The sequence below is a fragment of the Mesorhizobium sp. WSM4848 genome, from assembly GCF_055811375.1.
The window spans coordinates 85,693-109,125 of record NZ_JBVVPX010000010.1; the positions used below are offsets into that span (position 1 = coordinate 85,693).

The window sequence follows — 23,433 nt, forward strand, 5'->3', positions numbered from 1 at the left end:
ATGGCCGCTGCGGCACGTTCTCCGATTGAAAGATCGTTCGACGAAATGGGCCGCTATCAGCGCCGCCGGCGCGTCCTGCTGGCGCTGCTGATCGGTGCTTTTTGCGCTTTGCTGATCTTCGGCGGCTCCACGCACGATGAACTAGGCCACGAACGCATAGAGGGGCAGTACGGCATCGCCCTGATACTGATCGGGATCGGCGGCCGGCTCTGGTCGATCCTCTATATCGGCGGCCGCAAATCGGCCGAACTGGTTGCTACCGGCCCATATTCGGTGATGCGCAACCCGCTGTATTTTTTCTCCACCGTAGCGGCCGGCGGCATCGGCGCCCAGACCGGCAGCGTGATCGTCTCGGTGGCGTCGGCGGTTTTGTGCGCGGCCGCGCTCTACATCGTCACGTTGCGCGAGGAACGGCATTTGACGACCGTGCTCGGGGCGCCGTACAAGGACTACATTGCACGGGTGCCGCGGTTTTTTCCCAATCCCCGGCTTATCGCGATCAGGCCGAGGTCACCTTCACACCGCGCATTTTCAATCACACGCTGCGCGACGGCTTGATGTTCGTGGCTTCCGTACCGTTTTTCGAACTCATCGAGTCCGGACAGGAAAGCGGTGTAATTCCCGTCCTCTTCTGGTTGTATTGAGCTGCGGATGCCGGCAAAAGAGGCGACATGCATTAACTACGCCTCAAATCATCTTGCAGAGGCATCCCGGCGTCCGGCGGGGGCGCCTGATTTCTTGGCCAGGCGCTGCGATCGCCGGCAAGTTCCTCGACGATCGGATTCCCGAAATGCTCAATGAAGTTAAATCGACGCAGGCCGAACAAGCGCAGGCCAGGCGGGCGCTGGGCAGGTATCAGCACGCGCGCAGGATGGTGCTTGCCGCCCTCGTCGTCGTCATGTTCGCAGCGCTGCTGTTTGGCCAGTCTGCTTTTCCTCCCGAAAGCGTGCCGCACGAAACGATCGAAATGGTCGGCGTCCTGCTGATCTTTCTCGGCATTGTCGGGCGCTTGTGGTCGACGCTCTATATCGGCGGACGCAAATCCTCGGAGGTGGTTACCGGCGGACCCTATTCGATCACCCGCAATCCGCTCTATGTCTTCTCCTCGATAGCTGCCGCCGGCGTCGGCGCGCAGATGGGCTCGATCACTGCGGCGATCGGCTTCGCGGTGATTTGCGCCGCCGCCTTTCATGTCGTCATCCTGCGCGAAGAGGCGTTCCTGAAGGAAGCCTTCGGAACGCCATTCCAGGCCTATATGGCGCGAGTGCCGCGCTTCTTCCCGAAGCTTTCGCTGTATCAGGAAGGCGACACCGGCAGCTTCAAGCCGCGCCTGCTGCGGACGACGCTGCTGGACGGGCTGGTGTTCCTCGTTGCCATGCCGTTTTTCGAATCGATCGACGGCGCCCAGCAATCGGGCATATTGCCGGTGCTGTTCCGTTTCCCATAGGCCCCCCAAAAGGCCCATTGTGTGTCGGCACAGGGTGTTGCACGCCGGCCCGCTTTGACGTATAGCACCGCCGTTCCCAAAAACCGCCCGGCAGGGCATGCCGTGGCGGTTTCATTTGCTTTTCGGGCTTTGGTCGGCCTGAAGCGAACAAAAAGCGTGATGATGCGCACATAAATGGAGTAGCAAAATGCCCAAGATGAAGACCAAGTCAGCCGCCAAGAAGCGGTTCAAGATCACAGGTACGGGCAAAGTGCTGTCGGCTGCGGCCGGCAAGCGTCACGGCATGATCAAGCGTTCCAACAAGTTCATTCGAAATGCCCGCGGCACAATGGTTCTGGCTGAACCGGATGGCAAGAAGGTCATCAAGAATTTTCTGCCGAACGGCCTCTAAGGCATTCGGTCTGGACACGCATTTGTTTTACGCAATTCCGAACGGAAAACCGCTAGGCACTTTTCCTGGAATTTGCTTTTAAGGAGATCATGACATGGCACGCGTAAAAAGAGGCGTCACTTCGCACGCCAAGCACAAAAAGGTCCTGAAAGCCGCCAAGGGTTTCTACGGCCGCCGCAAGAACACCATTCGCATCGCCAAGCAGGCGGTGGAAAAGTCACTGCAGTATGCCTACCGTGACCGCAAGAACCGCAAGCGTTCGTTCCGCGCTCTGTGGATCCAGCGCATCAATGCCGCGACTCACGAGCATGGCCTGACCTATGGCCGGTTCATCGACGGTCTCAACAAGGCCGGCATCGAGATTGATCGCAAGGTCCTGTCGGACATGGCCATCCACGAGCCGCAGGCATTTGCCGCACTTGTGGCCAAGGCCAAGGTCGCGCTCGAGTACCTCAAGAACACCACGCCGAACGCTTTTGAAAGCGCTGTAGCTTAACCAGCGCCTTCCCAAGCACTTCGACACTTGATTTGGGAAACCCGCGCTGGCAGGGCTGGCGCGGGTTTTTCTTTGCCTTCAATCGAGTCTGAAACATGAGTGACATGGAAACTCTCGAAAATTCCCTGATGAGCGACATTGCGTCGGCCGCCGACGAGCAGGCGATCGAAGCCGTGCGTGTTTCAGCGCTCGGCAAGAAGGGCTCGGTCTCCGAAATGCTGAAGACGCTCGGCTCGATGAGCGCAGAAGAGCGCCAGATAAAAGGCCCGGCGATCAACGGTCTCAAGAACCGCATCACCGAGGCGCTTACCGCGCGCCGCGCCGAGCTGAAGGACGCAGCGATCGCGGCACGTCTCGCGGCGGAAAAGGTCGACGTCACGCTGCCGGTGCGGCAATCGCCGGCCGAGCGCGGCCGCATCCATCCGATCAGCCAGGTCAGCGACGAGATTGCCGCGATCTTCGGCGACCTCGGCTTTGCCATCGCTGAAGGTCCCGATATCGAAACCGATTACTACAATTTCACCGCGCTGAACTTCCCGGAAGGCCATCCGGCGCGCGAGATGCATGACACCTTCTTTTTCCAGCCGGACGAGAAGGGCGAGCGCAAGCTTTTGCGCACCCACACCTCGCCGGTGCAGATCCGCACCATGGAGACGCAGAAGCCGCCGATCCGCATCGTCATTCCCGGAAAAACCTATCGCCAGGATTCCGATGCCACGCACTCGCCCATGTTCCATCAGGTCGAAGGGCTGGTGATCGACAGATCAGCCAACGTCGCCAACATGAAATGGGTGCTGGAGGAGTTCTGCAAGGCCTTCTTCGAGGTACGCCAAGTCAAGATGCGCTTCCGGCCGAGCTTCTTCCCGTTCACCGAACCCAGCATGGAGGTCGATATCCAGTGCGACCGTTCGCGGCCGGGCGAGGTGCGCTTCGGCGAAGGCTCCGACTGGATGGAGATCCTCGGCTGCGGCATGGTCCACCCCAATGTGCTGAGATATGGCGGGCTCGATCCCGACGAATATCAGGGCTTTGCCTGGGGCATGGGCATCGATCGCATTGCCATGCTGAAATACGGCATGCCGGACCTGCGCGCCTTCTTCGACGCCGATGTGCGCTGGCTGTCGCATTACGGTTTCCGGCCGCTCGACATGCCGACGCTGTTCGCAGGCTTGAGCACATGACAGCGGCCCACACCGGCGGCTGCCGCTGCGGCGCCGTGCGGTTCGAGGCTTCGGCCGAACCGCACCATGTCAGCTATTGCCATTGCGGCGATTGCCGGCGGGCCAGCGGCGCGCCGGTGTCGGCCTTCGTCGGCTTCATCACCGAGCAGGTCGCCTTCACGGGCAAGGCGCTGAAGATGTTCGAGAACGGGCCGGTGACGCGCTCCTTTTGCGGCATCTGCGGCTCACCGATCGCCTATGTCGACGAGCGGCTGGCCGACCACATCTATTTCATGCTCGGCGCCATGGACATGCCGGCCTATTTCAAGCCGACGCACCACGCCCATGTGCGCGAGCAGCTTCCCTTCCTGCACATGCCCGACGCGCTGCCGCGCCATTTGAAGACCAGCGTGCCCAGACCTGACGGGCAAAGATCAGACGGAACACGGTCATGAAATTCACCCTCTCCTGGCTCAAGGACCACCTCGAGACCGACGCCTCGCTCAACGAGATCGTCGAGCGGCTGACCTCGATCGGCCTCGAAGTCGAGCATGTCGACGACAGATCGAGCCTGAAACCCTTCGTCATCGCCAGGGTGCTGGCGGCCATGCAGCATCCCGATGCCGACCGGCTGCGCGTACTGACGGTCGATACAGGCGACGGCAAGGCCCCCGTGCAGGTTGTGTGTGGAGCGCCGAACGCCCGCGCGGGCCTGGTCGGCGCCTTTGCAGCACCCGGCGTCTATATTCCCGGCATCGACGTGACGCTGACGGTCGGCAAGATCCGCGGCGTCGAAAGCCATGGCATGATGTGCTCCGAGCGCGAGCTCGAGCTTTCCGAAGAGCATGACGGCATCATCGATTTGCCGGCCGATGCGCCGGTCGGCACCAGCTTCGCCGCCTACGCCCATCTCGACGATCCGGTCATAGAGATCAATTTGACGCCGAACCGTCCAGATGCGACCAGCGTCTACGGCATTGCCCGCGATCTGGCGGCGAGCGGGCTCGGCCGCCTCGTCGGCGGCGCGATCATGCCGCATGCCGGCAGTGGCATGTGCCCGGTGAAGGTGACGATCGAAGCTCCTGAACTCTGCCCCGGCTTCGCGCTGAGATTGGTGAAAGGCGTGAAGAACGGACCGTCGCCGAAATGGCTGCAGCAGCGGCTGATCGCCATTGGGCTTCGGCCGATCAGCGCGCTGGTCGACATCACCAATTTCGTCACCTTCGATCGCGGCCGGCCCTTGCATGTGTTCGACGCGAACAAGGTCGCCGGCAACCTTACCGTGCGCCGGGCGCGTGACGGTGAAAAGGTGCTGGCGCTTGACGGGCGCGAATACACGCTAACGCCTGACATGTGCGTGATAGCAGACCAGGACGGCGTCGAATCGATCGCCGGCATCATGGGCGGCGAGCACTCGGGCTGCGACGAGAACACCACCGACGTGCTGATCGAATCGGCACTTTGGGATCCGATCACCACCGCCCGCACCGGCAGGACGCTCGGCATTATCAGCGATGCGCGCTACCGGTTCGAGCGCGGCGTCGACCCTGAATTCATGGTCCCCGGTGTGGAGCTGGCGACCAAGCTGGTGCTCGATTTCTGCGGCGGCACACCGACCGAAATCGAGGTGGCCGGCTATGCCGGCCACAAACACAAGATCGTGTCCTTCCCGCTGTCGGAAGTGAAGCGGCTGACCGGCATCGAGGTGCCCAGGGACGAGAGTCTCGCCATTCTTGTCCGCCTCGGCTTCAAGCCGGAAGGCGCGGGCGATGTCGTCAATGTGGCGGTTCCGTCCTGGCGGCCGGATGTCGACGGCAAGGCCGATCTGGTCGAGGAAGTCATGCGCATCCATGGCGTCGACAACATCGCACCGCAGCCGCTCGGCGCGCATGATGCCGTCAACGCCAAGATCCTGACTGTCCTGCAGGTCCGCACTCGCGCCGCCAAGCGGGCGCTGGCGGTGCGCGGCATGATGGAGGCGGTCACCTGGTCGTTCATTCCGGCAAAACATGCCGAACTGTTCGGCGGCGGCCAGACCGCACTCAAGCTCGCAAATCCGATCGCCGCCGACATGTCCGACATGCGGCCGTCGCTGCTGCCGGGCCTGATCGCCGCCGCGCAGCGCAATGCCGACAAGGGCATCGGCGATGTCGCGCTGTTCGAAGTGTCCGGGACCTATGAGGGCGATGCGGCCGACCAGCAGCGGCGCGTCGCCGCCGGCGTGCGGCGCGGCACGGCCAAGCTCGACGGTTCCGGCCGTCATTGGGCCGGCAATGCCGGTCCGGTCGGCGTGTTCGACGCCAAGGCCGATGCGATCGCAGCACTTGAAGCCTGCGGCGCGCCGGTCGAGCGGCTGCAGATCGAGGCCGGCGGCCCAGCCTGGTATCATCCCGGCCGCTCCGGCACCATCAAGCTCGGGCCGAAGGTCATTTTGGGCACGTTCGGCGAGTTCCACCCGAAGACGCTGGAGGAACTCGACGTCTCCGGGCCGCTCTGCGGCTTCGAGGTTTTCGTCGATGCCGTGCCCGAGCCGAAGGCCAAGCCGACGCGGACAAAACCGAGACTGGAACTGTCCGCCTTCCAGGCGGTCAAGCGCGATTTCGCCTTCGTCGTCGACAAGGCGGTCGAAGCCGGCACGCTGACCCGCGCAGCCCTTGCCGCCGACAGGAAGCTGATCACCAACGTCTCGGTCTTCGATGTGTTCGAGGGGGCTGCGCTGGGTGCTGCCAAGAAATCGATCGCCATCGAAGTGTCGATCCAGCCGGTCGAAAAGACGCTGACCGACGAGGATTTCGAGGCATTGGCAAAGCGCATCGTTGAGAATGTGAACAAGCAGACCGGTGGTGTGCTGAGAGCGTAAGGGGTTGCGGGCTCGGCAGACGTTGGCGGGACAGCGCCCCCTCTGCCCTACCGGGCATCTCCCCCACAAGGGGGGAGATCGGATCTCCTCCGCTTTCGCCAACGTAAGAAACTGAGCGGGACGGCGAAGCTGCCAATCTCCCCCCAAGTGGGGGAGATGTCCGGCAGGACAGAGGGGGGCTGTCCTGCCGACATCTCGCAACCTTCTCCATGCGCCGTATTCGAAAAAGGCACGCCGAAACGCCCCGTTTCGATTACTCCGTCGATCAGCGTTCATCCGTTGACCAGCGCCAACATTTCTTCGGGGTAGCGCTTGCCGACGACCTTCTCCGGCGACAGGGCGTCGCCAATGGCCGCCACTTCCGCCTGGCTCAGCGCAATCTGTGCTGCTGCCGCATTCTGCTCGAGATGACGGATTTTTCGCGCACCGGGGATCGGCACGATGAAATCGCCCTGATGCAGCACCCAGGCGAGCGCCAGCTGCGCCGGCGTCACGCCGTTGTCCGCCGCCACTGCCTCCAGCGTGGCGATAACAGCCGCATTGGCCGCCATGGCGTCGGCCTGGAAGCGCGGTAGTCCACGCCGCCAGTCATCGGCGCCGAGCACCTCTGGCTTGGCGATCGTTCCGGTCAGCAGGCCGCGGCCGAGCGGGCTGTAGGGGACAAAGCCGATGCCGAGCTCGCGGCAGACGGCAAACACCTCTTCCTCCGGATCGCGGCTCCACAGCGAATATTCGCTCTGCACGGCTGATATCGGATGCACGGCATGCGCCCGGCGGATGGTCGCCGCACTCGCCTCCGACAGGCCGAGCGCGCGCACCTTGCCTTCCTGCACCAGCTCGGCCATGGCGCCGACCGTATCCTCGATCGGCACATTGGGATCGACGCGATGCTGGTAGTACAGGTCGATCACCTCGGTGCCCAGCCGCTTCAATGACGCTTCGGCCACCGCCTTGACGTGTTCGGGGCGGCTGTCGACACCGGCCATCCGCTCGACGCCGTTGCCTTCTTCGAGAATCTTGAAGCCGAATTTCGTCGCGATCGTCACCTGGTCGCGCACCGGCTTCAACGCCTTGCCAAGCAGGATCTCATTCTCGTACGGGCCATAGACCTCGGCCGTGTCGAAGAAATTGACGCCGATATCGACGGCGCGGCGCAGTGTGGCGATCGCGTTCACCTCCGGCTGGCCGCCATAAACGAAGCTCATCCCCATGCAGCCGAGGCCGACCGGATAGACGTCAAGTTCATTTCCAAGCTTGCGGGTTTGCATCACGCGTCTCCTTGTTGTGATGCGGCAGAGATAGCGCCTTGCACCGCGTTCGATAATCGGCTCTCATTTGCACGGGCTGTTCCAAGAAATAGATCAATGAAGCGAACTCATCTTTCCCAACTCGCGGTGCTGGCTACCGTCGCCCAGTGCGGCAGCTTTCGCGGCGCGGCCAAGGAGCTCGCCATCGCGCCATCGGCGGTCAGCCACGCGGTTTCCAGCCTGGAAGCGCGTCTTGGCGTGCGGCTCCTGGCCCGCAGCACGCGCAGCGTCGCCCCGACCGAGGAAGGCGCGCAGCTGCTCGAGCGGCTGAGGCCGGCGCTGTCGGAGATCGATCTGGCGCTGGAATCGGCGCTCGAGGCGCGCGACCGGCCGGCCGGCAACCTCAGGCTGACCGTGCCGCGCACCGCCGCCCACCTGGCGCTGACGCCGCGGCTCGGTGCCTTTGCATCCGCCTATCCGGACATAGTGCTGGAGATCGTCATCGAAGACCGCTTCACCGACGTCGTCGAAGGCGGCTTCGATGCCGGCGTGCGGCTCGGCGAGAGCCTGCAGCGCGACATGATCGCTGTGCGCATCGGGCCAAACCTTCGCGGCGCCGTCGTCGGCGCGCCATCCTATTTCGCGACCATGCCCAGGCCGAGCCATCCGCACGATCTCGTCGGTCACCGTTGCATCCGCTTCCGTTTCTCCAGCGGCATCCTCTACCGCTGGGAATTCGAGAAGGACGGCGAGGAGATCGAGCTGGCGGTGGAAGGCCCGCTGATCCTCGACGAGGACCATCTGATCGCCAATGCGGCGGCCGACGGCGCTGGGCTTGCCTTTCTGTTCGAGGACTATGTCCGCGAGGCGTTGGCCACCGGCCGGCTCATTCGCGTGCTGGAAGACTGGTGCCCGCCCTTCGACGGTTTCTTCGCCTACTACCCGAGCCGCCGCCAGATGCGGCCGGCGCTGCGAGCCTTTATCGATTTCTTCAAGACGGCGGGATAGACTGTCGGCAGTGGAAGAAAGCCGGGGCCGCGATCGTTTGCTGGCCATGCCCGTATTGATCACAAACGACACCACCCGCTATGGCTGGGCGGCAATCGTCCTTCATTGGCTGATCGCCGCGATCTTCATCGGCCAGTTCGTGCTCGGCTTCGTCATGGTGCGGCTGTCCAGCCAGCGCACCGCCTTCGAACTGATCCAGCTACACAAATCCTTCGGCTTTCTGCTGCTCGGGCTGGTGATCCTGCGCATCGCCTGGCGTCTCGGCAACGCAGCGCCGGCGCTGCCGGACTCGGTCGGGCCTTTAGAGCGCCGCGTGGCGCCGCTCGTCCATTTTGCGCTCTACGTGTTTCAGCTTGCGCTACCTCTGTCGGGCTGGGCGCTGGTGTCGGTGTCGATGCTGGAGATCCCGAGCGTGCCGTTCAACCTGTTCGTTATGCCGGATCTGCCACTCGCGGAATCGGACCCGGCGGAAAGCTTCTGGACGTCGGCGCATTGGTATCTCGCTTATGCCGGCATCGGACTTGTCGCCTTGCATATCGCCGCGGCGCTGCGCCATCATTTCTGGCTGAAGGACACGGTGCTGACGCGCATGATCACGCCTTCGTCGGATCACAGCGCGGAATAGAGCAGGCGGCTCATTCGTTGATGGGGCGAGGGCGCTAGAGAATCGTTGCCTCCAAAAAAGGATCACGCCCATGCTTGCGCGCATCTTCGGATTTGCAGCGGTCGCCACGTGCCTTGCCATGCCTGTTTTCGCGGCGGTAGCACTCAGCGACGCTGCCGGCAGCTACACGATCAGTCCGGCCGGCTCCAGCATCCGTTTCTCCGTCGGCAAGGCCGGCGGCGGCGGGCTCGCCGGCGCCTTCGCCCGCTTCAAGGGCAGCATCCGCATCGACAACAGCAATATCGGGCGCTCCCAGGTCAATATCACCATCTTTCCCGAAAGCGTCGGCACCGGCCAGCGCCGCGTTGACGCCTTCCTTCGCTCCGACGCGGTGTTCGACGCCGCCAACAACCCGGAAATCCAGTTCCGCTCGACCAGCGTGAAACGCACCGGAGACACGTCAGCCCTTATCACCGGCCGTTTGACGGCGCGCGGCAAGACCTTTCCGGAAAAATTCTCGGCCGAGCTTAGCGGCCTCAAGGCTGGCACGATCAGATTCCATGTCACCGGCAAGGTGATGCGGTCGCGCTACGGCATGGATGTCGGCACGCCGATCTATTCCAACATCGTCGACTTCGACATGACGCTGACTGGCAAAAGGGGCTGAGCGGTTCTTCCTCGCCCCCGCGAGAGCGGGGGAGAGGTGGCCCGGCGAAGCCGGGACGGAGAGGGGGACGACGGTCGCGAAGCAAAGTCCTGCAAGGGCAGGGCGCGAGACTGATCGTGATGCAAACCCAAAAGGCGCGTTCAAACAGCGAGTTCCCCAACCGCCGAAGGCCCCTCTCCGTCCCGGCTTCGCCGGGCCACCTCTCCCCACTTCGTGGGGCGAGGAACCCAAGCTCTGCGGAGGGCAGCGCCGGCATCCGGACAAGCCGCAGACGGTCGCCTTGCTCGCTGCCATGCTTCGCATTGGCTTTTTCCCGGATTTCAGGCAAACCTCCATTCCTGCAATCAAGAGGGAGAAACCTGATGTTCCGATGGGGTGTTTTGTCGACGGCCAAGATCGGCCGCGAGCATCTTTTGCCTGCAATGGTCGAGGCGGAGAACGGCGTGCTGTCGGCGATCGCCAGCCGCGATCTGTCGAAAGCCCGTGCCCTGGCCGATCGTTTCGGCGCGCCCCATGCCTTCGGTTCCTATAGCGAGCTGCTCGCATCCAAGGAGGTCGACGGCGTCTACATTCCGCTGCCGACCGCGCAGCATGTCGAATGGACCGCCAAGGCGATCGAGGCCGGCAAGCATGTTCTGGTCGAAAAGCCGCTGGCGCTCGATGCCAAGGACATTCCGCCGCTGATCAAGCTGCGCGATGCCAAAAACGTGCTGGTCTGCGAAGCCTTCATGGTCGTCTACCACCCGCAGTGGATCAAGGTGCGCGAGCTGATCGCCAACGGCGCCATCGGCCGGCTGCGCCATGTCCAGGGCGCGTTCTCCTACTACAATGTAGATCCCAAGAACATGCGCAACCAGCTCGACCTCGGCGGCGGCGCGCTGCCCGACATCGGCGTCTACCCGACGGTGTCGACGCGCTTTTCGACCGGCAAGGAGCCGCTGCGCGTCCAGGCGACGATCGAGCGCGACAAGACATTCGGCACCGATATCTACTCCTCGATCCGCGCCGATTTCGGCGACTTCGAACTGTCGTTCTATCTGTCGACGCAGATGGCGGCGCGGCAGGTGATGGTGTTCCATGGCGAGAAGGGCTTCATCGAGGTGCTTTCGCCGTTCAACGCCGGAATTTACGACCATCATCGCATCGAGTTGCACAACCAGAACCACAGCGAGGCGCAAGTGTTCCGCTTCCCTGGCATGCAGCAATACCGGCTGGAGGTCGAGGCCTTCGCACGGGCGGCACAGGGCGGCACGGACCGCGTCTTCACGCTGGAAGAGTCCGTGCTCAACCAGAAGGTCATCGACGCCATCTTCCGCGCCGGCGAGAGGGAAGGCTGGGAGACGGTCTGACAAAATCGCCAAAGCCGGGGAGGAGCGCCGCCGCGCGGCGTCACGCGGTGTGGGCTAGACCCCTCACCAGATCCATTCGCCCCTTCCCAGAGCCGACACCGCGTCAACGATCCGGGTAAAGCTTGAGCGCGCACGGCCGACCGTATGCCGGGCTCTGAGATAGCCATGCACCAGCCCCGGCTCTTCGAACCAGTACGCGTGGCCGTCTGCCGCGACGACGCGGTCGCGATAGGCCTCGCCGTCCGACGACAGCGGGTCGCATTGGGCGGTTATCAGCACGGTCGGAGGCAGATTGGCAAAATCGGCATCGGCCAGCGGCGACAGCGTGAGATCGCCGGTGCGGTCTTCGCCGCCGGTCCTGATATTCGTGTAGAAATCGAGATCGCGGACCGTCAGCATCGGCGCCTCGGCATGGGTCACGTAAGAGCCTTGCGAGCGGTCGCCACCAAGGCCGGGATAGATCAGCACCTGGCCGATCGGCCTTCGTGCATGGCCGCGCGTCGCATGGCTGACCGCGGCGGCGAGATTGCCGCCGGCGCTGTCGCCGCAAAGCAGGATCGGGCGCTTATAGGTCGTCGCCGCCCATTCGAAGGCGCTGATGGCATCGTCGAAAGCGGCCGGGTGAAGCTGTTCCGGCGCCAGCCGGTAGTCGACCGAGACCAGCTCATAGCCGGTGCGGCTGCAAAGCTCGGCGCAGAGGTCGTCATGGCTGTCGAGCCCACCGAGGATAAAGCCGCCGCCGTGGAAATAAAGCATCATCGCCGCCGCTTCCGGCGCGGGTGTGCGGTAGATGCGGATCGGGATGGGATGCCAGGGCGTGGCAATGGCGGTAGTTTCCGCCGTAACATTGTCTGGGCGGCCGGCAGAGAATTCACGGCACATGCGGTCGTAGATTTCACGCTGCTGATCGATCGTGTGGTCGATCGCATCAGGCGGAAAATAGGAATTGGTCCGCTCGATGAAGGCCCAGGTCTCGGCGTCGATGAGTTTTTTGTAGTCGGTCATGGGCGCTGGATGGGCTGCCAAGGTTGAGCCTGGGCACCCCCCTCTGGCCTGCCGGCCATCTCCCCCGCAAGGGGGGAGATTGGATATCGTGTCGGCTTTCGCCAATCTTCAACGTCGCAGGATGGGATGTATAGCCGAAGCTGCCAATCTCCCCCCTTGCGGGGGAGATGCCCGGCAGGGCAGAGGGGGGTGGGCCGGATCGCAATCATCTCCGCGATACCTTCACTTCCCCTTCCACACCGGGTCGCGCTTTTCGGCAAAGGCGCGAAAGCCCTCGAGATTGTCCTCCGAGCCGTACAGTGCGTCAACCGTCGGCAACTGGCGGCGTGTCACCCGGTTCATCGCGTCCTGGAAGGTGAGCGATTCGGCGACCCGCGCCGTCTCCTTGATCGCGGCAAAGACCAGCGGCGGGCCGCCGGCCAGCAGCCGGGCGGTCTCCCAGACGCGGTCCTCGAGCTTCTCCTTGGGCAGCACCTCGTTGACCAGACCCCAGCGATGCGCCTCGGCGACATCCATCCAGCGGCCGGTGAGCAGAAGGTCCATGGCGATATGATAGGGAATGCGCTTCGGCAGCTTGATCGTCGCTGCATCGGCAAGCGTGCCGGCGCGGATTTCGGGCAGCGCAAAGGAGGAGTGATCCGACGCGTAGATGAGGTCGCAGGACAGCGCCAGCTCGAAGCCGCCGCCGACCGCCATGCCGTTGACGCAGGCGATGACCGGCTTGTTGAGATCGCGCAGTTCCTGCAGTCCGCCGAACCCGCCGACGCCATAGTCGCCGTCGACCGCATCGCCGCCGGCCGCGGCTTTCAGGTCCCAGCCGGCGCAGAAGAACTTGTCGCCGGCAGTCTTGACGATAGCGACCCGCAGATCCGGATCGTCGCGGAACGCCTTGAACGTCTGGCCCATCAGCCGCGACGTTTTCAGGTCGATGGCATTGGCCTTGGGCCGATCGAGCACGACTTCGAGGATCGTGCCCTCGCGGCGGGTGGTAATGACGTCAGACATTCTTGTTTTCTCCAAGCACCAGCAGCGCGTCGGCGATCCAGGCGCCTTTGCCCTGCGCGCAGACGATCAGCGGGTTGATGTCTAGCTCCTCGATCTCGCCGGCATTTTGCTGCACGAAGGCGGCAATACCTGATATCGCGTCAATGGCCGCCGCGAGATCGGCCTTGGGCCGGCCGCGATAGCCTTCGAGCAGCGGGAACAATTTGAGCCGGCGCAGCGCCGCCTCGATGTCGTCGCATGTCGCCGGCAGCATCAGCGTGACGCTGTCGCGCAGCAGCTCGACCAGCACGCCGCCGGTGCCCAGCGTCATCACCGCGCCGAACATCGGGTCACGGGTGAAGCCGACGAGCAGCTCGGCGACGCCGTCGCGTACCATGCGCTCGACATAGAGGCCGGTGCCGAGCGCATCGAGATCATGGGCGGCCGTGCTGACGGATTCGGCGTCCCTGAGGTTGAGCCGCACCGCGCCGAGCTCGGATTTGTGGGTGACTCCCAAAGCCTTCAGCGCAACCGGAAAACCGAGCGCCATCGAGGAGATGACCGCCTCGACCGCATTGCCGGCGCGTTCACCGCTCGGCACGGGAAGCCCGGCCTCGATCAGCCGCGCTTTCGCCTCGGCCTCATCAGGCGTGACATGGTCGCCGGCCGGCGCCCCGGAAGCGGAGGTGTCGACCGGCTGCGCCTGCGGCTCGCGCCACGCCCAGCCGATGAAGGCGGCCGCCTGGGCGGCGTCCATGGCTTCGGAAATGCCGAACAACGGCACCATGCCGCGTCCCATCAGCCCGGCGGTGTATTCCTCGGGCAGGTTCTCCGGCAGCGAGGAGACGATCGCGCCCTGCGCCTTGTTGGTCTTCAGCGCCGATTCGAAGGCGCGCAGCGTCGTCCACCAGTCGGTGTCGGAGCAGCGGTCGGGGCGCGGGAAATCGAGCACCAGCATGTTGAGGTCGAAGCCGCCCGACACCATGGCGGTGAAGGTGGCGGTCATCGCCGGCTCGTTGTTCCAGATGAAGGTGTGGTAGTCGAGCGGGTTGGCCACCGCAACCAGCGGCCCGAGCGTCGATTTGACGTGGGCGCGGTGGGTGTCGGTCAGCGCCGGGAAGTTGACCCAGCGGCCTTCGGCGCTGTCGGCCATGACAGACGCTTCGCCGCCCGAACAGCTCATCGACGACAGCCGGTAGCCGGGCAGGGGACCGGTGACGTGCAGCAGCTTGAGCGCCTCGATGAAGGCAGGGATGGAATCGACGCGGGCGATGCCGAGCCGCTTCAGGAAGGCGCCCGAGGCAGCGTCCGAGCCGGCCAGCGACGCAGTATGCGACACCGTCGCTTGCCGCGCCTGCTCGGAGCGGCCGACCTTCATGGCGATAACGGGCTTCTTCAGCTCTCGCGCCCGCGCGGCCAGCCTTTCGAAGCCGGCTACCGAATCGAAGGCCTCGATATGCAGGCCGAGCGAAGTGACCCGATCGTCCTCGATCAGGCCGAGCGCGATTTCGGAAAGGCCGGTCTGTGCCTGGTTGCCGGCGGTCATCAGAAAGGCGATCGGCAGGCCGCGCTTCTGCATCGTCATGTTGATGGCGATGTTCGACGATTGGGTGATGATGGCGACGCCGCGGCCACCCTCGGCCAGCCTGATGCCGCCATGCTGGTCGGGCCATAAAAGCGCGCCGTCGGCATAATTGATCAGGCCGTAGCAGTTCGGCCCGATGATCGGCATCTGGCCCGCCGCAGCGACCAGTTCCGCCTGCAATCGCTCGCCATGCTCGTCATAAGCCTCGGTCTCGAGAAAGCCGGCGGCAAAGCAGACGGCGCCGCCGGCGCCGCGCTCGGCCAGCGCCTTGACCACCTCGATGGTCAAATGCCGGTTGACGCCGACAAAGGCAGCGTCAGGCGCGCTGGGCAGGTCGGCCACCGAGCAGTAGGCCTTGCGCCCGGCGACTTGCTCTTTGCTCGGGTGCACCGGCCAGATCTCGCCGGCAAAGCCCATCTTGATCGATTGCGCGACGACAGTTGCCGCCTGCGCGCCGCCGAACACGGCAACGGAGCGCGGACGCAGAAGGCGTTCAAGCCTGTGCATCGATCAGCCCCCGAACGGGCGCAGCAGCGCCCGCGATATGATATGGCGCTGGATTTCCGACGTGCCTTCCCAGATGCGCTCGACGCGGGCGTCGCGCCAGATGCGCTCCAGCGGCAGATCGTCCATCAGCCCCATGCCGCCATGGATCTGGATCGCCTCGTCGGCGACGAAGGCAAGCATTTCGGTGGCCTTCAGCTTGGCCATGGCCATGTCCTGATCGGTTACGGTGCCCTGATCGTACTTCCAGCCGGCCTCGAACACCATCAGGTCGGCAGCTTTCAGTTCGGTCGCCATGTCGGCGAGCTTGAACGACACGCCCTGGAACTTGCCGATTTGCTGGCCGAACTGCTGACGCTGCGCGGCGTATTCGACGGCATGGCCAAGCGCCCGCTCGGCCCGGCCGAGACAGGTGGCGCCAACCTGCAGGCGGGTTGCGCCAAGCCATGAATTGGCGACATCAAAACCCTTGTGGACCTCGCCGAGAACCTGGGCTCCGGGTAGCCGGCAATCGTCGAATTCGAGGATGGCGTTGGTGTAGCCGCGGTGCGAGACGTTGCGGTAGCCGTCACGCACCGTAAAACCCTCGGTACCCTTGTCGACGAAGAAGGCGGTGATCTTCTTGCGTTTTCCACGCGAAGACTCTTCCTCTCCCGAGGCCATGAAGACGATGGCGAAATCGGCGAGGTCGGCATGGCTGATGAAATGCTTGGTGCCGTTCAGCACCCAGTCGTCGCCGTCCTGCACTGCGGTCGCCGTCATGCCGCGCAGATCGGAGCCGGCACCCGGCTCGGTCATCGCCAGGCAATCCCACTTCTCGCCGCGAATGCAGGGATAAAGATATTTTTCGCGCTGCTCCGGCGTGCCGGCCAAGAGGATGTTGGAAGGCCGCGCCACACAGGTCCAGTGCAGCGCGTAATTGGCACGGCCAAGTTCCTTTTCGTAAAGCAGCCAGGTCACCGTATCGAGGCCGGCGCCACCGACCTCCGCCGGCATGTTGGCGGCATAGAGCCCGGCTTCGATCGCCTTGGCCTTGATCTCCTCGATCAGTTCGCGGCGCAGCACGCCGGTGCGCTCGACCTCGCGTTCATGCGGGTAAAGCTCGTTCTCGACGAAGGCGCGCGTCGTCTCGACGATCAGTTTCTGTTCCTCGGAGAGGCCAAAATCCATGGTCTCAGCCTTTCTTCTTGTTCTTCGGCTTTTCGGCCTTGGCCTTCTCGGCCGCCTTGGAGGCGGTGGGCTTCTTCGCCGCAAGCTTGGCGAGCTGTTTGGTATAGTCCTTGTGCAAGGCGCCGGCGCCCCAGCCCTTGCCTTTGTTCTGCTTCGACAGCGCATCCATGATGGCGACCAGATTGTCGTCGCGGATCTTTTCGAGCTCGCGGATCGACAGGCCATCCGCCTGGTCGTCCGACTGCGTGGCGATCAGGTCGACCAGTTCGTCGTTGAACTCCGGCACATCCATCAGCTTGGTCCACGGCCATTTCAGGCACGGGCCGAACTGCGCCATGAAATGGCGCATGCCGGCCTCGCCGCCGGCGACGCGGTAGACCTGGAACATGCCCATCTGCGCCCAGCGCAGGCCGAAGCCATAGCGCATGATGTCGTCGAGTTCCTCGACCGTGCAAATGCCGTCCTTGATCAGCCACAGCGCCTCGCGCCATGCCGCCTCCAGCAGGCGGTCGCCGACGAACGCCTCGATCTCCTTGCGGATCACCACCGGTTTCATGCCGATCGAGGCGTACATCTCCTTGGCGACCTCGATCGCCTCGGGAAAGGTCTGCTCGCCGCCGACGATCTCGACCAGCGGCAGCAAATAGACCGGGTTGAACGGATGGCCGACGACCAGCCGCTCCGGATGCTTCTTCATGGCCACCTGCATGTCGGTCGGCTTGATGCCGGAGGTCGAGGAGCCGACGATGGCATTGGCCGGCGCATAGAGGTCGATCTCGGCCAGCACCCGGTGTTTCAGGTCGAGCCGTTCCGGCACGCTTTCCTGGATGAAATCGGCATCGGCGACGGTGTCGGCAATGGTCTTGGCAAAGGTCAATTTGCCTTCTTTTGGCAGGCCGTCGGGCAGCATCTGCTTGTAGGCGCGGCGCGCGCCTTTCATCACTTCGCCGACCTTGCGCGCGGCTTCGGGGTCGGGGTCGAAAATCGACACGTCGATGCCGTTCAAGAGCAGCCGCGCCACCCAGCCGGCGCCGATGACGCCGCCGCCGATTGCAGCTGCCTTGGTGATGATGCTCATGCGGGAACTCCGGTTCTTGTCCTGGCTATTGCTGGGTCGGTGACGTCATTGTCGCGGTCGCCATCCCTCATCGCGGTGAATTTCACGGTCTTCATCGGCGGCTCCCCCTACCGAATCCCTTCTCAAAGCGGCGCGCGCTTCGTCAAATTGAGCTTCTTGCGCACTTCATCGGGGCCGATGACCCTAGCGCCCATGTTCGACACGATGCTGACCGCCCGCTCGACCAGTTGCGCATTGGTTGCCAGCACGCCCTTGTCGAGCCAGAGATTGTCCTCGAGCCCGACGCGGACATTGCCGCCGGCCAGCACCGCGGCGGCGGCATAGGCCATCTGGTTGCGGCCGATGGAGAACGCCGACCAGGTCCAACCCGACGGCACGTTGTTGACCATCGCCATAAAAGTATTGAGATCGTCCGGCGCGCCCCATGGCACGCCCATGCACAATTGCACGAGAGCATCCGGGTCCAGCACCTTTTCCTCGACCAATTGCTTGGCAAACCACAGATGGCCGGTGTCGAAGGCCTCGATCTCCGGCTTGACGCCAAGCGCCGTCATCATGCCGCCCATGGCGCGCAGCATACCGGGCGTATTGGTCATGACATAGTCGGCCTCGGCGAAATTCATGGTGCCGCAGTCGAGCGTGCAGATCTCCGGCAGGCACTGGCGCACATGCTCCACGCGGTTGGTGGCGCCACCCATATCGGTGGCTTTTTCGTTCAGCGGCAGCGGGTTTTCCGGCGAACCGAACACCATGTCGCCGCCCATGCCGGCGGTCAGGTTCAGCACCACGTCGACGTCTGCCGCACGGATGCGCTCGGTCACTTCGCGATAAAGCTGCACGTCGCGGCGCGGCTTGCCGGTTTCGGGGTCGCGCACATGGCAGTGGACGATCGCCGCACCGGCCTTTGCCGCATCGATGGCCGAATCGGCGATCTGCTTGGGCGAACGCGGCACATGCGGGCTGCGGTCCTGCGAGCTGCCGGACCCGGTTATGGCACAGGTAATGAAAACCTCACGGTTCATCGCAAGCGGCATCGGCTCTCTCTCCCAATCAGCACAGATGGTTCCGATCAAACATGGGCCCAATCGAACAGATGGCAACAATGCCTGACTTGCCGGAAACTGTTTTGCATTTTACGAAGCATGTATGATGAAAAGCGAAAAGCCGTCGATCTTTCGCGCCGAACGGTCGCCGCTCAAGGTGACGCTGCTGGTGTTTTCCGGGTCGTCGATCATGTGCGTGGCATCGACCGTCGATCCGCTGCGCGCCGCCAATCGTATTGCCGGCGAGACGCTGTTCGATTTCAGGCTGGTTTCGGTGACCGGCGAAGCGCCGGTCACCACATGCGGCCTGCCGGTTGCGGTCAGCGGCCGCTTCGATGCGGCGGATACGACGGATGTGCTTGTCGTCGTCGCCGGTTTCGGCACGCAGAACTACGCCACATCGGCTCTGCTTGCCGGCCTGCGCCGCGCGGCGCGCGCCGCGCGCGCCTGCGGCGGCGTCGAAGCCGGTACTTGGCTGGTCGCCCGCGCCGGTCTGCTGGAAGGGCGCAGCGCCACCACCCATTGGGAGGACATGGAGGAGTTTTCCTCGGCCTTTCCCGATGTCGACGTCCGCCCTGACCGCTACGTCATCGACGGGCCGGTCTTCACGTCCGGTGGCGCTTCACCGACCTTCGACCTGATGCTGCATTTGATCCGCACGCGGCTCGGCATGGCCGTCGCGCTCGATGTGGCAAGTGTTTTCATCTACGACCAGGCACGCGCCGCGACCGACGCGCAGCCTTTGGTCTCGCTCGGCCGCCTCGACGGCTACGATCCGCGGCTGGCGCAAGCCATCCGGCTGATGGAAACCCATGTCGACCAGCCCTTGACCATTGCCGCGGTGGCAAAGCGTGCCGGGGTGACGGCACGAACACTGGAGAGCATCTTTCGCAAGTCGATCGGCGAGACGCCGGGCGCCTATTATCTCAGGCTGCGGCTGGGTGCCGCGCGCCGGCTGGTGGTCGACACGCGTGTGGCCATGGCTGATATTGCCGGGCGAACGGGGTTCTCGTCCGCCGCGGCATTTTCCAGGGCGTTTTCAAGAGCTTTCGGCGAAGCGCCGGTCAGGCTGCGTAGGGGATAGTCGGATTAGGCAGCGTCCTGGCGGTCGCTTTTGCCGCCGATTTGCGAGCGCATCTGTCTCGCAAGATGGGTCTCGAAGCGGCTGGCGACGGCGCGATCCCATTCGTTCGCACCTCGCGCGCCATCCTTCGGATGCGGCAGCGCCATCAGCCGGTCGATAATCGATCCCTCGCCAGATGAGAGCAGGGCGTCGATTTCGCGTTCGTGCTGCATATCGTTTCGCCTCCTTCTTTCTGTTCCCGCCACGAACAACATATACTAGATTCGTGACGGCTGTTTGAAGGCAAGAGCGAGGCGATTGAGGGGCGGTGCGAGGCAAAACCTTGTCGTCGGTTCCGCCCTCGCGGCAAAGCTGTTCCGGGCCGGCGGATCGTCAAGAGACCCGCCGGTGCGGCACCTCAGACGTACCGGTTGACGATATTCTCGAGCAGTTCCTGGCGGCCGGATCTCGGCTGCGGCTCGATCTTCTTCTTGACGACGCGCTCTGTGATCTCCTCCAGCGTCCGCTTGCCGGCAAGCATCGCCTTGGCCTCGGCCGAGTTCCAGCCGGCATAGCGCTCGGCCAGCGGGGCCGACAGCGCCTTGTCCCCGACCATGCGCGCGGCGGCCTTGAGGCCGCGTGCGCAGCAATCCATGCCGCCGATATGGCCAATCAGCAGATCCTGCGGATCGAGCGACTGTCGCCTAAGCTTGGCGTCGAAATTGGTGCCGCCGGACTTGAAGCCACCGGCCTGCAGGACCTGATAGTAGGCCAGCGCCATCTCCGGCACATTGTTGGGGAACTGGTCGGTGTCCCAGCCCGACTGGTAGTCGTTGCGGTTCATGTCGATCGAGCCGAAAATGCCGAGCGCATTGGCCAGCGCCAGTTCATGCTCGAAAGAATGGCCGGCCAGGATCGCGTGGCCCTGCTCGATGTTGAGCTTGACCTCCTTCTCCAGCCCGAAGCGTTTCAGGAAGCCGTAGACGGTGGCGACGTCATAGTCATACTGGTGCTTGGTCGGTTCCTGCGGCTTCGGCTCGATCAGGATGGTGCCCTTGAAGCCGATCCGGTGCTTGTAGTCGACGACCAGATTGAGGAAGCGGCCGGCCTGTTCCTGCTCGCGGGCAAGGTCGGTGTTGAGCAGCGTCTCGTAGCCTTCCCTGCCGCCCCACAGCACATAATTCTCGCCCTTCAGCCGCTTTGTGACATCGATGCAGTGTTTCACCGTCGCTGCCGCATAGGCGAAGACGTCCGGGTCGGGATTGGTGGCGGCTCCCGCCATGAAGCGGCGATTGGAGAACAGGTTGGCCGTTCCCCAAAGCAGCTTGACCCCGGTCTGCTTCATCTTCGCCGCAAAGTAATCGGCGATCTCGTCGAGCCGCGCGGCACTTTCAGAAAAGTCTTTTCCCTCCGGCCGCACATCGGCATCGTGGAAGCAGAAATAGGGAACACCCAGCAGCGAAAACATGTCGAAGGCAACATCGGCCTTGAGCTTGGCCAGTTCCATCGTGTCGGTGCCACCGGCCTCGGCGAACCACGGCCGCTCGAAGGTCTGGCCGCCAAATGGATCGCCGCCCGGCCAGGCGAAGGAATGCCAGTAGGCGACGGCAAAGCGCAAATGGTCTTCCAGCCGCTTGCCGGCGACAATTTCATCGGGATTGTAGAACCGGTAGGCCAGCGGATTGGTCGAATCCGGCCCCTCGTATTTGATCTTCTGGATGTCGCCGAAAAAGCCGCTGGTCATGTCTGTCTGTCCTCTCGCAGGGTTCGGTCCTGATTACCTCAGGCGTAATTGGTTTCGCGCTGGCGCTGGATGAAAAAGGTCATGTCAAAGCCAATCAACAACGGAGACAGACCATGACCGACCTCAACACGATCGCCGAAAACTACATCGCCGCTTGGAACGAGAGCGATGCCGCGCGCCGGCAAGCCTTGCTCAAGGCCGCCTTCACCGATGACGTCAGCTACCGCGATCCGATCATGCAGGGTGACGGCCATGACGGCGTCGCCGCACTGATCGACGGCGTCCAGCAGCGTTTTGCCGGCTTCCGGTTTTCGCTGAAGGGCAAGCCGGACGGGTTTGGCGACACGATCCGCTTCTCGTGGAATCTCGGGCCGGAAGGCACTGATTCCGTCATCGAAGGCACCGACATCGGCGTCATCGAGAATGGCCGCCTGAAAAGCGTCACCGGCTTTCTCGACAAGGTCCCGGCACAGTGACTCGGGCCGCGGCGGGGGTGGGAAACCACTCACGCCGTGGCCGCCTTGATAGCCGGGTAAAGCAAGCGGTAACGCTGATAGGCATCCGCATAGGCGTTGCTTAGCGCGGCGACCGGCTCGATTGTGGCATCGGTGGCCGGCGCCGTGCACACTCTGAGCGGATCGGCACCCGTCGCCGCGATCAGGCCAAGCCTCGCTGCACCGAAGGCGGCGCCGAAATCGCCGTCGGCGGGAATGTCCACGGGCAGGCCGAGCGCGGTGGCGATTGCCTTCAGCCAGAAGTGCGAGCGCGAGCCGCCGCCGATCGCCGTCACCCGCGCCAGCGTCGTGCCGGCCTTGGTCAGGGCTTCGAGACTGTCACGGAAGGCGAAAGCCACGCCCTCCAACACGGCCTGGGTCAACACGGCGCGGCTCGATTCATGCGCAAGCCCGGTAAACGAGCCGCGAATGGCCGAATCATTGTGCGGCGTGCGCTCGCCCGAGAGATAGGGCAGGAAGGACACGCCGGTCGGCGCCTTCAGCGTATCGCCGAGCTCGGCGGTCAGCTCGCCGGCGCCTTTGCCTGATATTTCGGACAGCCAGTTGAGTGAATCGGTTGCCGACAGGATGACGCCCATCTGGTGCCAGGTGTCGGGCAGCGCGTGGCAGAATGTGTGCACCGCGCTTTCCGGGTTGGGCAGATAGGCCGCATTGGCGGCAAACAGCACGCCTGACGTGCCAAGCGAGACAAAGGCCTGGCCGGCGGCAACAGTGCCCATGCCGCAAGCCGACGCCGCATTGTCGCCGGCGCCACCGGCGATCGGGATGCCCGCCTGCATTCCCCATTTCGAGGCCAGTTCGCTGCGCAGGGCGCCGGCCTTCTCAGTGCCTTCGACCAGTGACGGCATCTGCTTCTCGTCGAGCGACGTGGCGGAAAGCAGGTCGGACGACCAGCCTCGCTTGCCGACATCGAGCCAGGACGTGCCGGCCGAGTCCGACATCTCCGAAATATGCTCGCCGGTGAGCCAGAGCCGCAGGAAATCCTTCGGCAGCAAGACCTTTGCCAGTTTGGCGAAAACATCCGGCTCGTTGTTTTTCACCCAGACCAGCTTTGGCGCGGTGAAACCGGGAAAGACGATGTTGCCGGTCAGCTTGCGAAAGCGCGGATCGGCGTCGAGCTTGGCCGCCTCGGCATGGCTGCGCGTGTCGTTCCACAGGATGCAGGGGCGCAGCACCTGGTCGCCGGCATCGAGCAATGTAGCGCCATGCATCTGACCGGACAGGCCGATCCCTCTGACGGTGGCGAGATGTTCTGGATGAGAAACCTTGAGCTCGGTGATCGCTTCCTCGCAGGCGCGGATCCAGTCGGCGGGGTTCTGCTCCGACCAGCCGGGGTGCGGCCGCGACACGTCGAGTGACGCGTGGCCGGAGCCGATGATGCTCTGCCCGGCATCGATCAACAGCGCCTTGACGCCCGACGTGCCCAGATCGAGGCCGAGATACATGGTGTCCTCCCAATGCCATTAATTTTTTCGGATCTCGAAAAAATCTGACTGGCAGTTTTTAAGACAAG

23 protein-coding genes are annotated in these 23,433 nt (G+C 63.7%); 13 read left to right on the top strand and 10 right to left on the bottom strand.

Annotation, left to right across the window (positions count from 1 at the left end; genetic code table 11):
• The 7 genes from AC0L16_RS12220 to pheT all read left to right on the top strand — a co-directional run bounded on the left by AC0L16_RS12220 (position 1) and on the right by pheT (position 6,354).
• Positions 1–558, top strand: coding sequence for a methyltransferase family protein (locus AC0L16_RS12220; protein ID WP_473620985.1), 558 nt, complete (start codon positions 1–3; stop codon positions 556–558).
• Positions 559–790: 232 nt separating this feature from the next.
• Positions 791–1,447 (top strand): methyltransferase family protein, encoded by a 657-nt coding sequence (locus AC0L16_RS12225; RefSeq protein WP_473620986.1) that lies wholly within the window; start codon positions 791–793, stop codon positions 1,445–1,447.
• A gap of 187 nt (positions 1,448–1,634) precedes the next feature.
• Entirely contained in the window at positions 1,635–1,838 is a 204-nt protein-coding gene (gene rpmI / locus AC0L16_RS12230; RefSeq protein ID WP_006201248.1) for a 50S ribosomal protein L35, read from the top strand.
• Positions 1,839–1,932: 94 nt separating this feature from the next.
• Positions 1,933–2,334 (top strand): 50S ribosomal protein L20, encoded by a 402-nt coding sequence (gene rplT, locus AC0L16_RS12235; RefSeq protein ID WP_023796882.1) that lies wholly within the window; start codon positions 1,933–1,935, stop codon positions 2,332–2,334.
• Between the two features lie 95 nt (positions 2,335–2,429).
• Positions 2,430–3,515: a phenylalanine--tRNA ligase subunit alpha gene (gene pheS, locus AC0L16_RS12240; RefSeq protein ID WP_473620987.1), complete on the top strand. Its 1,086-nt coding sequence runs from the start codon at positions 2,430–2,432 to the stop codon at positions 3,513–3,515.
• Positions 3,512–3,949 (top strand): GFA family protein, encoded by a 438-nt coding sequence (locus tag AC0L16_RS12245; RefSeq protein WP_473620988.1) that lies wholly within the window; start codon positions 3,512–3,514, stop codon positions 3,947–3,949. The genes pheS and AC0L16_RS12245 overlap by 4 nt, the downstream gene beginning before the upstream one ends.
• A complete protein-coding gene (gene pheT, locus AC0L16_RS12250; protein ID WP_473620989.1) occupies positions 3,946–6,354 on the top strand; it encodes a phenylalanine--tRNA ligase subunit beta in 2,409 nt (802 codons plus the stop codon). Before AC0L16_RS12245 ends, pheT begins: the two co-directional genes overlap by 4 nt.
• 272 nt (positions 6,355–6,626) lie before the next feature.
• Here the strand turns inward: pheT and AC0L16_RS12255 are convergent, their stop codons facing one another.
• The gene (locus AC0L16_RS12255; protein WP_473620991.1) at positions 6,627–7,622 is read right to left on the bottom strand and encodes an aldo/keto reductase; all 996 of its coding nucleotides are present in this window, start codon (positions 7,620–7,622) and stop codon (positions 6,627–6,629) included.
• Positions 7,623–7,718: 96 nt separating this feature from the next.
• Here AC0L16_RS12255 and AC0L16_RS12260 point away from each other — a divergent pair, with 96 nt between their 5' ends.
• From AC0L16_RS12260 to AC0L16_RS12275, 4 genes are all read left to right on the top strand, one after another.
• Positions 7,719–8,609, top strand: a complete 891-nt coding sequence (locus AC0L16_RS12260; protein WP_473620992.1) for a LysR family transcriptional regulator — start codon at positions 7,719–7,721, stop codon at positions 8,607–8,609.
• Between the two features lie 46 nt (positions 8,610–8,655).
• Positions 8,656–9,234 (top strand): cytochrome b, encoded by a 579-nt coding sequence (locus AC0L16_RS12265; protein WP_473620993.1) that lies wholly within the window; start codon positions 8,656–8,658, stop codon positions 9,232–9,234.
• A 70-nt stretch (positions 9,235–9,304) separates the two neighbouring features.
• The gene (locus tag AC0L16_RS12270; RefSeq protein ID WP_473620994.1) at positions 9,305–9,880 is read left to right on the top strand and encodes a YceI family protein; all 576 of its coding nucleotides are present in this window, start codon (positions 9,305–9,307) and stop codon (positions 9,878–9,880) included.
• A gap of 362 nt (positions 9,881–10,242) precedes the next feature.
• Complete coding sequence (locus AC0L16_RS12275) at positions 10,243–11,229, top strand: Gfo/Idh/MocA family protein (protein WP_473620995.1); 987 nt, start codon at positions 10,243–10,245, stop codon at positions 11,227–11,229.
• Positions 11,230–11,292: 63 nt separating this feature from the next.
• Here AC0L16_RS12275 and AC0L16_RS12280 read toward each other — a convergent pair whose 3' ends face one another.
• From AC0L16_RS12280 to bcoG, 6 genes are all read right to left on the bottom strand, one after another.
• Complete coding sequence (locus AC0L16_RS12280; RefSeq protein WP_473620996.1) at positions 11,293–12,234, bottom strand: alpha/beta hydrolase; 942 nt, start codon at positions 12,232–12,234, stop codon at positions 11,293–11,295.
• 222 nt (positions 12,235–12,456) lie between these two features.
• Positions 12,457–13,239 (bottom strand): carnitinyl-CoA dehydratase, encoded by a 783-nt coding sequence (locus AC0L16_RS12285; RefSeq protein ID WP_473620997.1) that lies wholly within the window; start codon positions 13,237–13,239, stop codon positions 12,457–12,459.
• The gene (locus AC0L16_RS12290; protein ID WP_473620998.1) at positions 13,232–15,310 is read right to left on the bottom strand and encodes an acetate--CoA ligase family protein; all 2,079 of its coding nucleotides are present in this window, start codon (positions 15,308–15,310) and stop codon (positions 13,232–13,234) included. The genes AC0L16_RS12285 and AC0L16_RS12290 overlap by 8 nt, the downstream gene beginning before the upstream one ends.
• Before the next feature lie 3 nt (positions 15,311–15,313).
• Complete coding sequence (locus tag AC0L16_RS12295) at positions 15,314–16,477, bottom strand: acyl-CoA dehydrogenase family protein (protein WP_473620999.1); 1,164 nt, start codon at positions 16,475–16,477, stop codon at positions 15,314–15,316.
• Positions 16,478–16,481: 4 nt separating this feature from the next.
• Complete coding sequence (locus AC0L16_RS12300; protein WP_473621000.1) at positions 16,482–17,555, bottom strand: 3-hydroxyacyl-CoA dehydrogenase NAD-binding domain-containing protein; 1,074 nt, start codon at positions 17,553–17,555, stop codon at positions 16,482–16,484.
• Positions 17,556–17,677: 122 nt separating this feature from the next.
• Positions 17,678–18,589, bottom strand: a complete 912-nt coding sequence (gene bcoG, locus AC0L16_RS12305; protein ID WP_473621002.1) for a 3-dehydrocarnitine:acetyl-CoA trimethylamine transferase BcoG — start codon at positions 18,587–18,589, stop codon at positions 17,678–17,680.
• Between the two features lie 112 nt (positions 18,590–18,701).
• Between bcoG and AC0L16_RS12310 the strand changes: the two genes are divergently transcribed.
• A complete protein-coding gene (locus tag AC0L16_RS12310) occupies positions 18,702–19,682 on the top strand; it encodes a GlxA family transcriptional regulator (RefSeq protein WP_473621003.1) in 981 nt (326 codons plus the stop codon).
• 5 nt (positions 19,683–19,687) lie between these two features.
• Here AC0L16_RS12310 and AC0L16_RS12315 read toward each other — a convergent pair whose 3' ends face one another.
• Positions 19,688–19,894 (bottom strand): hypothetical protein, encoded by a 207-nt coding sequence (locus AC0L16_RS12315; protein ID WP_473621005.1) that lies wholly within the window; start codon positions 19,892–19,894, stop codon positions 19,688–19,690.
• 185 nt (positions 19,895–20,079) lie between these two features.
• Positions 20,080–21,405, bottom strand: a complete 1,326-nt coding sequence (gene xylA, locus AC0L16_RS12320; RefSeq protein ID WP_473621006.1) for a xylose isomerase — start codon at positions 21,403–21,405, stop codon at positions 20,080–20,082.
• 113 nt (positions 21,406–21,518) lie between these two features.
• Between xylA and AC0L16_RS12325 the strand changes: the two genes are divergently transcribed.
• Entirely contained in the window at positions 21,519–21,881 is a 363-nt protein-coding gene (locus AC0L16_RS12325) for a nuclear transport factor 2 family protein (RefSeq protein ID WP_473621008.1), read from the top strand.
• 29 nt (positions 21,882–21,910) lie between these two features.
• Here AC0L16_RS12325 and xylB read toward each other — a convergent pair whose 3' ends face one another.
• The gene (gene xylB, locus AC0L16_RS12330) at positions 21,911–23,365 is read right to left on the bottom strand and encodes a xylulokinase (protein ID WP_473621009.1); all 1,455 of its coding nucleotides are present in this window, start codon (positions 23,363–23,365) and stop codon (positions 21,911–21,913) included.
• Positions 23,366–23,433 lie beyond the last annotated feature (68 nt).